This window comes from Ruegeria sp. AK11, assembly GCF_056541095.1.
The window spans coordinates 1-13,718 of record NZ_JBQFXU010000014.1 but is presented as its reverse complement, the minus strand read 5'-3'; the positions used below and the strand labels follow the sequence as shown (position 1 = coordinate 13,718).

At 57.8% G+C, this 13,718-nt stretch carries 15 protein-coding genes; 13 read left to right on the top strand and 2 right to left on the bottom strand.

Features of this window, described 5'->3' with window-relative positions; genetic code table 11:
• Window positions 1-52: 52 nt before the first annotated feature.
• The 8 genes from ACR0D9_RS19145 (at window position 53) to ACR0D9_RS19110 (ending at window position 7,586) form a co-directional block, all read left to right on the top strand.
• The gene (locus ACR0D9_RS19145) at window positions 53-1,102 is read left to right on the top strand and encodes an ester cyclase (protein ID WP_480484717.1); all 1,050 of its coding nucleotides are present in this window, start codon (window positions 53-55) and stop codon (window positions 1,100-1,102) included.
• A gap of 1 nt (window position 1,103) precedes the next feature.
• Window positions 1,104-1,871: an SDR family NAD(P)-dependent oxidoreductase gene (locus ACR0D9_RS19140; RefSeq protein WP_480539875.1), complete on the top strand. Its 768-nt coding sequence runs from the start codon at window positions 1,104-1,106 to the stop codon at window positions 1,869-1,871.
• Window positions 1,871-2,890: a LacI family DNA-binding transcriptional regulator gene (locus tag ACR0D9_RS19135; RefSeq protein WP_209599322.1), complete on the top strand. Its 1,020-nt coding sequence runs from the start codon at window positions 1,871-1,873 to the stop codon at window positions 2,888-2,890. Before ACR0D9_RS19140 ends, ACR0D9_RS19135 begins: the two co-directional genes overlap by 1 nt.
• A complete protein-coding gene (locus ACR0D9_RS19130) occupies window positions 2,887-3,861 on the top strand; it encodes a nuclear transport factor 2 family protein (RefSeq protein WP_480488929.1) in 975 nt (324 codons plus the stop codon). Before ACR0D9_RS19135 ends, ACR0D9_RS19130 begins: the two co-directional genes overlap by 4 nt.
• Before the next feature lie 151 nt (window positions 3,862-4,012).
• Window positions 4,013-4,975, top strand: coding sequence for a cupin domain-containing protein (locus ACR0D9_RS19125; protein WP_480539873.1), 963 nt, complete (start codon window positions 4,013-4,015; stop codon window positions 4,973-4,975).
• 102 nt (window positions 4,976-5,077) lie between these two features.
• Window positions 5,078-6,202 carry a cobalamin-independent methionine synthase II family protein gene (locus ACR0D9_RS19120; RefSeq protein ID WP_480484713.1) on the top strand — a complete coding sequence of 375 codons (1,125 nt, stop codon included), beginning with the start codon at window positions 5,078-5,080 and terminating at the stop codon, window positions 6,200-6,202.
• Complete coding sequence (locus ACR0D9_RS19115) at window positions 6,199-6,894, top strand: alpha/beta fold hydrolase (protein ID WP_480484712.1); 696 nt, start codon at window positions 6,199-6,201, stop codon at window positions 6,892-6,894. Before ACR0D9_RS19120 ends, ACR0D9_RS19115 begins: the two co-directional genes overlap by 4 nt.
• The gene (locus ACR0D9_RS19110; RefSeq protein WP_480484711.1) at window positions 6,891-7,586 is read left to right on the top strand and encodes an RraA family protein; all 696 of its coding nucleotides are present in this window, start codon (window positions 6,891-6,893) and stop codon (window positions 7,584-7,586) included. Before ACR0D9_RS19115 ends, ACR0D9_RS19110 begins: the two co-directional genes overlap by 4 nt.
• Before the next feature lie 175 nt (window positions 7,587-7,761).
• Here the strand turns inward: ACR0D9_RS19110 and ACR0D9_RS19105 are convergent, their stop codons facing one another.
• Window positions 7,762-8,307 (bottom strand): TetR/AcrR family transcriptional regulator, encoded by a 546-nt coding sequence (locus ACR0D9_RS19105; RefSeq protein WP_480484710.1) that lies wholly within the window; start codon window positions 8,305-8,307, stop codon window positions 7,762-7,764.
• Between the two features lie 108 nt (window positions 8,308-8,415).
• On the opposite strand from ACR0D9_RS19105, the gene ACR0D9_RS19100 reads away from it, so the two are divergent.
• Genes ACR0D9_RS19100 through ACR0D9_RS19080 form a run of 5 tightly spaced genes read left to right on the top strand, consistent with a single transcriptional unit; the run spans window position 8,416 to window position 12,612 of the window.
• Window positions 8,416-9,117 carry a type 1 glutamine amidotransferase domain-containing protein gene (locus ACR0D9_RS19100; protein WP_480488932.1) on the top strand — a complete coding sequence of 234 codons (702 nt, stop codon included), beginning with the start codon at window positions 8,416-8,418 and terminating at the stop codon, window positions 9,115-9,117.
• Between the two features lie 57 nt (window positions 9,118-9,174).
• Window positions 9,175-10,155 carry an MBL fold metallo-hydrolase gene (locus tag ACR0D9_RS19095; RefSeq protein WP_480539871.1) on the top strand — a complete coding sequence of 327 codons (981 nt, stop codon included), beginning with the start codon at window positions 9,175-9,177 and terminating at the stop codon, window positions 10,153-10,155.
• 15 nt (window positions 10,156-10,170) lie between these two features.
• The gene (locus ACR0D9_RS19090; RefSeq protein ID WP_480484708.1) at window positions 10,171-10,848 is read left to right on the top strand and encodes a cupin domain-containing protein; all 678 of its coding nucleotides are present in this window, start codon (window positions 10,171-10,173) and stop codon (window positions 10,846-10,848) included.
• A gap of 4 nt (window positions 10,849-10,852) precedes the next feature.
• Window positions 10,853-11,527 (top strand): SDR family NAD(P)-dependent oxidoreductase, encoded by a 675-nt coding sequence (locus tag ACR0D9_RS19085; RefSeq protein ID WP_480474284.1) that lies wholly within the window; start codon window positions 10,853-10,855, stop codon window positions 11,525-11,527.
• Complete coding sequence (locus ACR0D9_RS19080; RefSeq protein WP_480539869.1) at window positions 11,527-12,612, top strand: flavin monoamine oxidase family protein; 1,086 nt, start codon at window positions 11,527-11,529, stop codon at window positions 12,610-12,612. The genes ACR0D9_RS19085 and ACR0D9_RS19080 overlap by 1 nt, the downstream gene beginning before the upstream one ends.
• 916 nt (window positions 12,613-13,528) lie before the next feature.
• Here ACR0D9_RS19080 and ACR0D9_RS19075 read toward each other — a convergent pair.
• A partial coding sequence (locus tag ACR0D9_RS19075; RefSeq protein WP_480488940.1) for a hypothetical protein occupies window positions 13,529-13,718 on the bottom strand: 190 nt, incomplete at its 5' end.

Sequence of the window (13,718 nt, the reverse complement as noted above, 5' to 3'; positions counted from 1 at the left end):
GGGCCCTACAGAATTTTTTGGATAAGAAGTTAAAATAATGCGAGATTTCGCAATGGATACTCACTCTACCCACAAGGTCCTGATCGCGCCCCTGCGCGAGGCAATGTATAAATTCGACGAAGCCGGAGTACGAGCGGCGCTGGAGGCGGTGATCGCGCCCGATGCTGCCATCCACATGTTGTATCCATTCGGAGATCTGACCGGCCCGCAGGAACTCTATGACACCTGTTACGCGCCACTTCTGAAATCCATGCCCGATCTTGAGCGTCGCGATTGGATCGTCATGGGTGGTCGGACAGAACAGGGCAACGACTGGGTTGGCTGCGGCGGCCACTACTTCGGCACCTTCGTCGCCCCCTGGCTGGACATCCCGCCGACCGGGCATCTGACCCACATGCGGTTCCACGAATTCTACCGCTTTGAAAATGGCAAGGTTGTCGAGATTCAGGCACTCTGGGACGTTCCCGAAGTCATGATGCAGGCGAATGCCTGGCCAATGGCCCCGTCTCTGGGGCTGGAGTTCTGCATTCCCGGCCCGGCGACTCTGGATGGCGTTGTGTCCGGACCGTGGGATGAGGTGAAATCTCTGGCCTCGTGCAATCATATCGTCGACATGCTGAAACATCTTGAGAAACACCCCAGCCAGGGTGGGCCCGAAGTGATGGAGATGGAGCGGTTCTGGCATCCGCGCATGAACTGGTACGGTCCCGCAGGGATCGGGACAGCGCGCGGTATCGCGGGATTCCGCAACTGGCACCAGATTCCCTTCCTCAACGGAATGCCCGATCGTGGTCAGTATGCCGACGAGATCACCTTTCACTTTTTTGGTGATGGCGACTACGCCGCTGTGACCGGCTGGCCGAACATGATCCAGACCGTCACCCATGACGGCTGGATGGGGATTGCGCCTTCGGGCAAACGGATCACTTTGAAGTCACTTGATTTCTGGCGTCTGGAAGGTGGGCTGATCCGCGAGAATTGGGTGTTGGTCGATCTGCTGGATGTGTATCGGCAATTGGGCGTAGATGTTTTTGCCCGACTGCGTGAGTTCAATAAGGCACGTGTACCCGGCACCATCCCATTCCCGGTCGGCGAGGTCTGATATGCCACATTTTCCCAGCACCCCCAGTTTCGACCTGAGCGGCAAGCGAGCTTTGGTCGCCGGAGCCTCGTCGGGCATAGGCATGGCCTGCGCTGTGGCGCTGGCGGAACATGGTGCTGAGGTCACTTTGGCGGCGCGCCGTGCTGGTGCGCTTCAGGATATTGCAAAAGATATGTCGGCGCAGGGATGGTCTGCCAGAGTTCTGGAACTGGATGTTTCGGACGTGGCGGCAACCGCTGAAGCCGTAGCGCAAAATGGGCCGTTCGATATTCTGCTTAACTCAGCCGGGCTTGCCCGACACAGCAAGGCCGTGGAAACACAGCCGGAAGATTTCGATGCGGTGATAGGCGTCAATGTCAAAGGTGCTTATTTCCTGACCCAGGCTGTTGCCAAAGGCCTGCTCGACGCTGGCCGCCCCGGTTCGCTGATCAATATCTCTAGCCAGATGGGCCATGTTGGTGGTCGCGAACGCGCGGTTTATTGTGCGTCGAAATTCGCGGTCGAAGGCTTCACCAAGGCGATGGCGCTTGAGTTCGGACCGGCAAAGATCCGGGTTAACACGATTTGCCCCACCTTCATTCTGACGGATCTGACAAAGTCGACTTTTGACGATCCGGACAAGCGGGCCTGGATTCTGGACAAGATAAAACTGGGTCGCCCCGGAGAGGTTGAAGACGTCATGGGGGCGGTGGTTTATCTGGCATCGGATGCGTCGGCGCTGGTGACGGGCACGGCATTGATGGTTGACGGAGGTTGGACGGCAGACTGATGGCGACACAAAAAGTTACATCACTGGAAGTTGCCCGTCTCGCCGGGGTCAGCCAATCTGCGGTCAGCCGTGTGTTCACCCCCGGCGCGTCTGCGTCGAAAAAAACCGTTGAAAAGGTGCGCAAGGCGGCCAAGGAACTGGGCTATCGCCCGAACGTTCTGGCCCGCGCTGTAGTGTCCGGGAAAAGCCGGATCATCGGGCTTGTCGTGGCCTATCTGAACAACCAGTTCTATCCCGAGGCGCTGGAGAAGCTGACAAACACGTTACAGGAACGTGGATACCACGTGCTGATATTCATGGCCTCGCATGAATCAGGAAACATCGACAATGTGGTCGAGGAAATACTCGACTTTCAGGTCGAAGGGATTATCGCCGCTTCGGTGGCTTTGTCCTCAGATTTGTCAGACCGCTGCCGAACGGCCGGTATACCGATGGTGTTGTTCAATCGGGCACAAGACGACACGGCAATGTCGTCAGTTACATCTGACAACGTTGCCGGTGGTCGAAAGGCTGCTGAGTTCCTGTTGGCAGCTGGGCACCAAAAGATCGGATATATCGCCGGGTGGGAAGGAGCTTCGACCCAGCGTGACCGCGAAACAGGGTTTGTTGCGACCTTGCAGAAAGCCGGGGTTACGCTGCACGCCCGCGAAGTAGGAAACTTTTCGACGGAAGAAGCCCGGCAAGCCACGCTGCGGATGTTCGAAGCCGATCCGCCTGATGCGGTGTTTGTCGCCAACGATCACATGGCCGTTTCCGTGATGGACACGCTGCGGTTCGAATTGGGGCTGAATGTTCCGGGGGACGTTTCGGTCATCGGGTATGACGATGTCACTGTCGCCTCATGGCCAGCCTACAACCTGACCACCATTCGACAGCCCGCCAATCGCATGGTCACCGAAACTGTCGATATTCTGCTCGGCAAGATCGAGGACCCCGATGCCGGCCCGCGTCGGGTCGAGATTGACGGACCGCTAATTGTGCGCGGCTCCGCCCGCATACCTGAAGGATGGAAGACATGAAGGGATTTGATCCCAAGTTCAAAGATTTCCCCGACTACATAATCGGGATTACCAAAGAAATCTGGGAAGATCGTGGCATTGCCACGCTGCACGACTATTACGCCCCGGACATCGTCGTGCGATCACCTGGGTCGGTGGTTGTCGGAAACCAGAATGTCATTGCTGCCACTATGGCAACTCTGGCAGAATTCCCTGATCGAACGCTGTTGGGTGAGGATGTGATCTGGTCGGGAACGCCGGAAGAGGGCATGCTGTCGTCGCATCGCCTTTTGTCCACAGCGACCCATCTGGGTGACGGTGTGTATGGCAAGGCGACCGGCAAGAAACTGGTCTACCGCATTTTAGCCGACTGCCACGCCATCAACAACCAGATCAACGATGAGTGGCTCATCCGCGACCAGAGCGCGATCGTGCAGCAGATGGGTTGGGACCCCAAGGAATATGCCCGCGATCTGATCGCGCGCGAGGGTGGGGCTGACGCCTGCGTGCAACCTTTCACACCGGCGAACGATCAGCCCGGCCCCTATAAAGGCCGTGGCAATGACAATGAATGGGGCCAGAAATACGCGGATATCCTGACCCGGATCATGAATGCCGATATGAGGGTGATCGAGGCTGAATACGACCGCGCTGTTCTGTCAGAATATCCCGGGGGCAAGACCGGCCACAGTTGGGGGCCGGTTGATCGGTTCTGGATGGGCCTGCGCGCGGCGTTCCCACGTGCCGAATTCAAGATCCACCACCAGATCGGCCGTGATGACCCGATGATGCCGCCGCGCGCCGCGATCCGCTGGTCTTTGCATGGCACACATGACGGCTGGGGCGTGTTCGGTGTGCCCACAGGGGCCGAGGTCTTTGTGCTGGGCATCAGCCAGGCCGAGTTCGGTCCATGGGGTCTGCGCAAGGAATACACCTTGTTTGACGAAACCTCGATCTGGAAACAGATTCTTCTGAAAACCGGCGATCTCTAGAATGTCGCACCGTATCTCAAATCTGGATGCCGGGCAGGCGTTGCGGCGGTACCACGCCCATCGCGCCAGCCTGCGCGCCCGGCGACTGAACAATCGTCCGCCGGGTGGTTTGGTTTGATCCGATCAAACCCAAATCAAAAGGAGAAAAGATATGAGTACCATCGAAAGCCGCATCGTCCGTTATGGCGAACTGAAGCCATGTAAAACCGCGTTCATCGACGCGCACACTCCGGGCTCGAACCAGAAAGAAAATTTTACCATCATTGGCGGTGGGGTCAGCGAAAGCCCGGATCAGCACGTCCACATCACCGACAAGATCGGGTTCAACATCGGTGCAGCGGGTCAACCGCCGAAATGCCGCAACTCGCTGCACAGCCACACCACCGCCGAGGTGTTCTTTGTTGCTAAAGGTCGATGGCGGTTCTTCTGGGGTCGTTATGGCACGGCTGGCGAGTTCATCGCCGAAGAAGGCGACATCTTCAACATCCCGACCGGGATCTTCCGCGGCTTCGAGAATGTCGGCCAGGACTATGGGATGATCATGTCGATGCTTGGTGGCGACGATGCCGGTGGCGGCGTGACCTGGGCTCCGCAAGTCATTCAGGATGCGCAGGCCCATGGCCTGATGTTGGGCAATAACGGCGTCCTTTACGATAGCAAAAAGGGTGAGGAACTGCCACACTATGTGCAGCCGATGCCGCTACTGACCGAGGAAGAGCTGAAAGCCTACCCTGAGGTTCCCGTTGATGCGGTGATCGGCAAATACGTCGCTCGCTACTGGGACCTGATGGCGCTGGCAGCGGACAAACCTGCGGTTGTGATCGGTGAAAATGGCCTGATCAAAGACAAGCCCGGTTTCGAGGTTGATTTTTTGACGCGCGGTTCGGCTGTGGCTGAACTGGTCAAGGCGGACAAACCCGTGGTTCTGATGCCGGCGAGTGGCCATTGGCGCATCAAGATCAATGAGGTCGAGGTTACCCTGTCCAACGGTGATACCGCTCTGGTTCTGCCCGGTGAAAGCTACAGCGCTGAACCGTCTATGACCGGGCAAGCGGGTCTGTACCGGATCACCGCAACCGACGACCCTGCTGGGGCGACCTGGACAGGAGAATAACGCCGAAATTACACGTCCCGGTTTCAATCGGGGCGCGCGCAGCACATCCATCGCCGGCTTTCCGGCCCGGCGATGGACCTAGATTTGAATGGAGATCCTAACATGACCCGCGTTTCAACCACCCATGTGGGAAGTCTGCCACGAAATCAGGAGGTCGTTGACTTCATCTTTGCACGCGAGCGAGAGGAACCGTTCGATCAGGCTGCATTTGACGCCTGCATGACAGCGGCCGTGTCCGAGACCGTGCGGAAACAAGTCAAGGCTGGGGTTGATATCGTCTCGGACGGTGAGACCTCAAAGATCTCTTACGCCACTTACGTCAAGGACCGCTATACCGGCTTTGCAGGTGACAGCGCGCGCAATGCGCCGGCTGACCTCAAGATGTTTCCGGGCTTTCTGCAACGATTGGCCGATGACGGTGGAACGCCCCAGTATGCTCGACCCATGTGTGTGGGCGAGGTGCGCTCAAAAGGGCAGGGTGAGCTGCAGAAGGACATCGACAATCTCAAAGCCGCGATGGCCGAGCACGGGGTCGAGCGCGGTTTTATGAACGCCGCCAGCCCCGGAGTTATTTCCCTGTTTCTGCAAAATGATTTCTATCCGACGCGCGAGGCCTATCTGGCCGCGCTGGCCGATGCGATGAAGGAAGAATATGAGACCATCGTTGGTGCGGGTCTGGATCTGCAATTGGACTGCCCCGATCTGGCCCTGTCGCGCCATATGCTGTTCACCGATCTGTCCGACGACGAGTTCGTGAAAATCGCCAACATGCATGTTGAGGCATTGAACCACGCATTGCAGAATGTCCCATCTGACAAAGTGCGTGTCCATATCTGCTGGGGCAACTACGAGGGGCCGCATTGCTGCGACATCGGCATGGGCAAGGTGTTTTCGACGCTGATGTCGACCAAATCGCGCTATGTGCTGTTCGAAACCTCTAACCCGCGACACGCGCATGAATGGACGGTGTTCCGTGACCGCAAGGGTGAAATTCCGGGTGACAAGGTTCTTGTGCCCGGTGTGGTGGACACCACGACGAATTTTGTCGAACACCCGGAACTGATTGCTCAGCGTACCGAGCGGTTTACGAACATAGTTGGAAATGAGCGTGTAATCGCCGGATCAGATTGCGGCTTTGGCACCTTTGCGGGCTTTGGTGCGGTAGATCCGGATATCGCCTACGCCAAGCTGGGCGCACTTGCCGAAGGGGCTGCCCTGGTCAAATGACGCCGCTTATCCTCCTGCCCGGAATGATGTGCGATGCGCGGTTGTTCACCCCGCAGATCGACGCTTTGTCAGGCAAGTACCCGATCCTGTGCGCACCAATCGGAGGCCATGAAACGATGCGGGCGCTGGCCTCCGATGTGTTAGCCTATGCGCCCGAACGCTTTGCTCTGGCGGGACTCTCGATGGGTGGCATTGTGGGGATGGAAATCCTGCGTCAGGCACCGGACCGTGTGGCTGGTTTGGCGTTGATGGACACGAACCCGCTTGCTGAATTGGACGAGGTCAAAGCCAGGCGCGGCCCTCAGATCGATGCGGTCGGACGTGGCAACCTGCGCAAGGTCATGGCCGAAGAGATGAAACCGAACTACCTGACTGAAGGTCCGCGCCGCGCCGCCATTCTGGACCTGTGCATGGATATGGCCATGGATCTTGGCCCGGACGTTTTTGTCAATCAATCTAAAGCTCTGCGTGATCGCCCTGACCAGAGCAACACTCTGCGCAACTTCACCGACGCAGCACTCATTCTCTGCGGGCGCGACGATGCCCTGTGCCCTGTTTCAAGGCATGAATTGATGCACGATCTGATGCCACAGAGCCGGTTGGAAATCATAGAAAACGCCGGCCACCTGCCGACACTGGAACAACCGCGACAAACAACGGCGGCTTTGATCCGCTGGCTGGAGTTGATATGAACCAATCCTTGCTGGACCTGCTGAAAAAGATCGACACGCCGACTGTTTGTAACGCAATCGAAGTGGCGCAGGGCAAGCGCGGATTCAGTGAATTCACCCGGGGCACGATGTTATGTTCTGATCCCGATGCGGGCGCGATGGTTGGATATGCCCGTACCGCGAAGATTGCCGCCGTGAACCCGCCGTCAGAACCGCCTGAGGAGATCCGCCAACGTCGGATGGATTATTACAGGCATATGGCAACTGGGAGCGGCCCGGCTGTCACCGTGGTTGAGGATTTGGATTATCCAGATTGCATCGGCGCCTTTTGGGGTGAGATCAATACGACGATCCACAAGGGCTTCGGCATCAGTGGTGCGCTGACCAACGGGGTAATGCGCGACCTGGGCGATCTACCCGGTAACTTCCCGGTTGTTGCCGGGTCAATCGGGCCCAGTCACGGGTTCGTACATGTGCGCAAAATCGGCACCTCGGTTTCTATCTTTGGTCTGAAGATCCAGAACGGCGATCTTGTGCACGCGGACCGTCATGGTGCGCTGGTTATCCCGCCCGAAGTCGTGGGCAAGCTTGAACGGGCGATCATCAAATTGCTTGAAACCGAAAAACTGATTCTGGATCCCGCCCGCGCAACCGGGTTCGATTTCGATGCCTTCGAAAAAGCATGGGCGGCGTTTGAAGCCTCTCGGACTTAAACTTGCGATCTGTATTCCCCGGTTCTGAAGGTGTAGACCCCGCTGGGATCTGTTGCAAATTTTCGACTTCAATATTCCGATATCCATTCACTCGAAGCACTTATGAGCGTCAACAGTCAAAGGTTTGCAACAGATCCCCGCCCCTGCGCATGGGACGCACTGCTAGCTTCTGTTCCTAAATCGTACCAACGCCGCGAATTGCAGCTTTGGCAACCTGTTCAAACATCGATCGATCGTTTGACGCTGATGCGACGATCATGCCCCCTTCAAGGGCGGCGACGATGAGGTTTGCCTTGTCAGCGGCATCCTTGACCCCATGCTTGACGAGCAGATTTTGGAGCCATGCCTTGTTCATCTCGAAGAAGGCTTTTGTGCGTTGGTTGATGTTTTCCGGCAGTCCAATGGCCTCGGCGCCCATGACGGCGCAAAGGCATATCGATTCGTTCAGCACAAGCGCTTTGGAGTAGAGCGAAACGAAGCAGTCCAGAGCGGTTTGCAGATCGTTCAGGTCAATCTTGTCCAGTTCTGCCTTGAATTGCTCGGCGTAGCGGGTGACGAGAGCCTCCCCGAGATCCGGTTTGGTGGGGAAATGGTAGTGTACGCTGGCACTTTTGATTCCCACATCGTTCGCCAGGTCACGGAAACTCATCTCCGAAAAGCCCGCGCTGCGCACGCGTTTCTCGGCGGCGATAAGAATTTTTTCTTTCATTGTCAGTGGCATGACTACCTCCAATCTACCGATTGATAGATAAACGTTGACAGCCCAGGAATCAACTTCTAACTGTTATCTACCTAGTGATAGATAGATATTGATGAAAGGATCACGCTGATGGCTACTGGAAACAAACAAAAACGCGTCTTGCTGGTCATGTCGTCCGTTGACGAAATGGGCATCTCGGGCAAGCAAACCGGCACCTGGTTCGAAGAGGTCGCAACCCCGTATTACGTCCTGACGGAAGCGGGCTATGAGGTTGTCTTTGCCTCGCCCAAAGGCGGCAACGCGCCGATTGACCTGCTGTCGATGAAGGCTCCGTTCACTACCGAAAACACTGACCGCTTCTTCAACGATCCGGTGGCCATGTTCGCGGTACAGAATACCCGCAAACTGCGCGAGATCGACTATTCGACCTTCGATGCGCTTTTCGTACCCGGCGGTTATGGATTGATCTGGGATCTGGCGTCGGACAGCCATGCTATCAAGATGATCCGGGAGTTCTACGAATCCGAACGGCCTGTCGCGATGGTCTGCCACGCGCCGGCCATACTGCGGGATATCAAGAAGTCAGACGGCAGCTACCTGGTTGAGGGCCTCAGCCTGACCGGTTTCAAGAACGACGAAGACAGTGAGATCGAGCTTCTGCATCACCTTCTGTTCTCTCTCGAAGATGAACTGAAACGCCGTGGCGCCACCTACGTCAGCAAGGCCAACTGGGAGGCCAACGTGGTCGAAGATGGCGCCCTGATGACCGGCCAAAGCCCGGCGTCGGCACCACCACTCGCGGAAGCGCTCAAGCTGCGCCTGGCTGCCTGACGCCTTACGTCGGGGCGGGCACCTGTCCGCCCCGGCAATTCGAAATGGAGAAGTCCCATGTCCGCCGATCTGCAACCCATCGACAGTGTCGAGATTCTCGTTCTCATCGACAACCGGACGGACAGCCTGTCCAGCGTGCCCGAGGGGTTCACCCATGAGTGGATCAACCTCCACAACGTCGGGATGAAGCAAATCTCGGGCGCCGGTCAGTGTTGTGCCAATCACGGCTTGGCGTTGATCATCACAGCCCGGCGCGGTGTGACGGAACATACATTGCTCTTTGACGCCGGGCCGGTGGATTTTGCCGTCGAGTTCAACGCATCACGCCTTGGCAAATCCTTTGCAGCCATCGAGGCGATCGCCCTGTCGCATGGGCATTGGGACCATGCAGGCGGCATTCCAGCGGCAATCGACCTGATCCGCAAGGATGGCCAGACCGGCGAGTTACCGGTTTATCTGCATCCCGGGATGTTCCGCAAACGCGCCTTTCCGCTTTCATCGGGGGAACTGATCGAAATTCGCGAAATCGCCACGCCCGAAGCCCTGGCTGCGCAGGGGGCTACACCCGTTGTTACGGATCAACCGGTCAGCGTGCTGGACGATATGTTCTATATTTCGGGCGAAATTCCCCGTGTCACGGATTACGAGGTCGGATTTCCGGGTCATGTCCGCCGCACCGAAGACGGCGCGGGTTGGGAAGACGACCCGTTGCTCATGGACGAACGCTATGTGGCGGTGAACATCGCGGGCAAAGGGCTGGTGGTGTTTTCGGCCTGTAGCCATGCGGGTATCGTCAATGTCCTTCATGCCGCTCAAAGGGATATCCCCGGAGTGCCGATCCATGGCCTAACCGGCGGCTTTCACCTTGCCGGTGGCAACGAAAAGATCATCGACCGGACCGTCGTCGACTTTGCGCAGTTCGACATCGACCTGATCATGCCCGGCCACTGCACAGGTTGGCGTGCGACAAACGCGCTGGAACGCCAATACGGCGAACGGGTTGTGCCGATTGCCGTCGGCATGAAGATCAACCTTTGAGAAAGGGAATGAGCCATGGAAATCAATGCAAACTTTGATGAACGCGCTGTCGTCCACTCGGAGAACGAGCCCTGGGTCCCCTCGCCAATGAAGGGTGTCGACCGTCGCATGCTCGACCGGATCGGCGACGAGGTTGCACGGGCAACAACGATTGTCCGCTATGCACCAGGCAGCGCCTTTTCGGCCCATACCCATACCGGTGGCGAAGAGTTTCTGGTGCTTGACGGCGTCTTTCAGGACGAGCACGGGGATTTTCCCGTCGGCACCTATGTGCGCAACCCGCCGACCACGTCGCATACGCCAAGCGCGGCGGACGGGGCAACGATCCTGGTCAAGCTTTGGCAGTTCGACCCGGAGGACCGCACACAGCTGACAATCGACACAAACGCGCAGGACCCGCGCCCGGTTGCAGATGGCATATCCGAAATCCCGCTTTTCGAGGATTCCCGTGAACGGGTCCGGATCGAGCTTTGGGATGCATCGGCCAATGTGACCGTGACCGACCACAAGGGGTTCGAGGCACTGGTGATCGAAGGCAGCTTCTCTGAGCACGGAGAGATCTTCGAGAAGAATTCATGGCTGCGTCTGCCGCCGGGTATGGCGCTCGATGCCACGGCCGGGCCCAAAGGCGCGCGCCTGTGGGTCAAAACCGACCACCTGGCAGAACCGCCGGTCATCCCGGGCAAAGGATAGGATCATGGGCAAACCCCTTGCAATTGTCGCTGGTGCTGGTCCGGGGCTTGGGCAGACGCTGGTTTCGGCATTTGGTCAGAATGGCTATACGGCATTTGGTCTCAACCGGACGATCCCGTCGGGTGCCGACCAAATTCTGCAAGTCGACCTGGCGGATCCGAAACACACAAAGGCCAAGCTGCGCAACATCATCTGCACCCATGGCGCGCCGAAGCTTGTTGTTCAGAACACCGCGAAACTCGTGATCGCGCCGTTCGAGGAAACAAGCATCGAGGATTTCGAGGCGACCTGGCGGGCCATGGTCCTGTCAACGGTCAACCTGGCACACCGAATTTTGCCCGCAATGGTTGATACCGGGGGCGGCACCTTTATCGTCTCTGGTGCCACAGCCAGCCTGCGCGGTGGCAGGAACTTTGCAGCCTTCGCTTCGGCCAAGGCGGGTCTGCGGGCATTGACCCAATCCCTGGCCCGCGAATACGGGCCGCAAGGCGTGCATGTGGTGCATGTGATTCTGGACGGGATCGTCGACACCAGGGCCAGCCGAGATCTGCACAAGATGGATCCGGCGCGGATGATGAAACCTGTGGACATCGCTCAGACCTATCTGGCGCTGGCCAACCAACCGCAATCCACCTGGACCCACGAATTGGATCTCAGACCCAAAGGGGAGGCATTCTGATGCAAACCGATACTCTGATTGTTGGCGGAGGTCTCTCCGGCCTTGCCCTTGCCGATCAGCTGACACGAAACGGCACGGATTTCCTTCTGATCGAAGCGCAGGACCGCCTGGGCGGGCGCATCCTGACCAAAGACCTGTCGGGCGGAAAGTTCGACCTTGGCCCGGCCTGGTTCTGGCCCGGCCAGCCGCGAATGGCCGCCTTGGCCCGGCGTTTCCGAATCCCGGTGTTCGAACAGTTTGCCACCGGCGATCAGATGTATCAGGACCAGTCCGGCGCCGTCCAACGTGCCCGCGGCTATGCCTCGATGCAGGGCTCCTACCGGCTTGCCGGGGGCATGGGCGCCATGATCGACGCGCTTGCCGGATCTCTGGATGCCGGTCACGTCTTGACACAGGCGAGCCTCAAATCGGTCAATCATTCTCCGGGCATGATCACTGCATCTCTCGACCATGACGGCACGGCCCTTTCCGTTGAAGCCCGGCAAATCATGCTGGCGATCCCGCCGCGGGTGATTGCGGAAACCGTCAAATTCGAGCCGGCGCTGGATGCAGCACAGATCCAGGCCTTGAAAAACGTCCCGACCTGGATGGCGGGGCAGGCCAAGATCCTCGCGGTTTACGATGAGCCCCACTGGCGCAATGCCGGGCTTTCGGGTGACGCCATGAGCCATCGCGGCCCTATGGTCGAAATCCACGACGCCTCTCCCATGAATGGCGGTCCCTACGCGCTGTTCGGTTTCGTCGGCTATCCCGCCGACACGCGCGAGGCACACAAGGACGCCATGATGGACGATGCCCTGGCGCAACTTACGGCGATGTTTGGCCCCAAGATGGCGCAGCCCCTCGATCTGGAACTGCAGGACTGGGCCACAATCCCGGAAATCTCCCGCACGCAGGATCGCGTTCCGGTGCGCTTCCACCCAAGCTACGGCTTGCCTTCAATCCTCGGCAGCTTGGCGGAACGGGGTGTGCATTTCTGCTCGACCGAAACCGCACGCGGGTTTGGCGGATTTCTTGAAGGCGCGCTGGAGGCTGCTGAGAGAGTTGCAGCATTCGCAGATGAAACCATCATAGCTGAGGCCTGACCGAGCTTTCACCGTCGCCCTTTGTCTTGAATGATCGCTCACGTATGGAAGATGGTTCGATGGCGGGATATCACGGCGCTGCTACAAAGACCGCTCACAACCGCAGTTGGAGGTGGTTAAACATCAGATCGAATGCCTACTATATTTCGGCCCTCGTGGACGGCCCAATCCTGCCGTTCGACCTTAGTCCTGAATTCTGCGGTTGCAGCCCGCTTTCCGGACATTCGCCGCAAGCGCGAACTCCGGGCCTCGTCGAACTCACAGATTGCGGACAAAACCGCCGTTTGGATCGCCGATATGCAAGTCAGCTTCACCGCAGTTTGCAGGCTTTCGAGGCGAATTGCTCGCAAGGTGCACGTTGGGAATGCTCAACTTATTGATAATGTTGACAGATTGATCCACTCCTCCACGGCGTAGGCTTAAAGTTTCTCGGGCTTCCAATCTCTGAAGCGGGCGCGACCGAGATCGGACGTCCACCACGGCCAAAAAAAACTGACGGAAGAGCCAACTGGGGACAGCAAGTTGCCGTTGAACTCATACGCTTCAGCGGCTGATTAGAGACTTTACTTGGCGCCGCTGTCTCAGGGTTCGCTGCCAACATCCAAGCCCATCATATTAATCAGCTTAGTGCCGATGTCGCTGGCAATGGCACTGGGCCGCTCAATCAGGCCCACTATCGTGGGCGTTTGCGGTAAACACGAACTCAAAAGGACTCATTGAAGGGGACATGAATAGCATGTCGCCACGGTGAGGGGGCGAGAATAAAACTCCCTCAAGATGGTTAAGCGCCATTTCGCGGATTTGCGAACCCGAAACCAAAGCCACGCGAAGAACCGGGCAAGCGCCTCTTGCTGTCAGCGCAAACAAACTGTTCTTGGTCCAGCCAAAGCTGTCCGCATAAGGTCGAATCCACCCTTTACGCGCGATCTTTAGCCGTCGGCTCAGCGGATACGGTTAAACCGCCGATGCGAATGGCTACCTCGGTCCTCTCAATCCGGCTCTGCCCAATCGCAAACTGTCCGCCATCAGCACCCATGGAACAGACTAGGTTGATTGCGTAGCGGAGGATTTCAGGCTCATCGTAACCATCAGAGAGTGGAGATGAG

Coding starts and splice junctions, on each gene's coding strand:
- ACR0D9_RS19145 (WP_480484717.1), top strand. CDS start 53: ATGGATACTCACTCTACCCACAAGGTCCTGATCGCGCCCCTGCGCGAG.
- ACR0D9_RS19140 (WP_480539875.1), top strand. CDS start 1,104: ATGCCACATTTTCCCAGCACCCCCAGTTTCGACCTGAGCGGCAAGCGA.
- ACR0D9_RS19135 (WP_209599322.1), top strand. CDS start 1,871: ATGGCGACACAAAAAGTTACATCACTGGAAGTTGCCCGTCTCGCCGGG.
- ACR0D9_RS19130 (WP_480488929.1), top strand. CDS start 2,887: ATGAAGGGATTTGATCCCAAGTTCAAAGATTTCCCCGACTACATAATC.
- ACR0D9_RS19125 (WP_480539873.1), top strand. CDS start 4,013: ATGAGTACCATCGAAAGCCGCATCGTCCGTTATGGCGAACTGAAGCCA.
- ACR0D9_RS19120 (WP_480484713.1), top strand. CDS start 5,078: ATGACCCGCGTTTCAACCACCCATGTGGGAAGTCTGCCACGAAATCAG.
- ACR0D9_RS19115 (WP_480484712.1), top strand. CDS start 6,199: ATGACGCCGCTTATCCTCCTGCCCGGAATGATGTGCGATGCGCGGTTG.
- ACR0D9_RS19110 (WP_480484711.1), top strand. CDS start 6,891: ATGAACCAATCCTTGCTGGACCTGCTGAAAAAGATCGACACGCCGACT.
- ACR0D9_RS19105 (WP_480484710.1), bottom strand. CDS start 8,307: ATGCCACTGACAATGAAAGAAAAAATTCTTATCGCCGCCGAGAAACGC.
- ACR0D9_RS19100 (WP_480488932.1), top strand. CDS start 8,416: ATGGCTACTGGAAACAAACAAAAACGCGTCTTGCTGGTCATGTCGTCC.
- ACR0D9_RS19095 (WP_480539871.1), top strand. CDS start 9,175: ATGTCCGCCGATCTGCAACCCATCGACAGTGTCGAGATTCTCGTTCTC.
- ACR0D9_RS19090 (WP_480484708.1), top strand. CDS start 10,171: ATGGAAATCAATGCAAACTTTGATGAACGCGCTGTCGTCCACTCGGAG.
- ACR0D9_RS19085 (WP_480474284.1), top strand. CDS start 10,853: ATGGGCAAACCCCTTGCAATTGTCGCTGGTGCTGGTCCGGGGCTTGGG.
- ACR0D9_RS19080 (WP_480539869.1), top strand. CDS start 11,527: ATGCAAACCGATACTCTGATTGTTGGCGGAGGTCTCTCCGGCCTTGCC.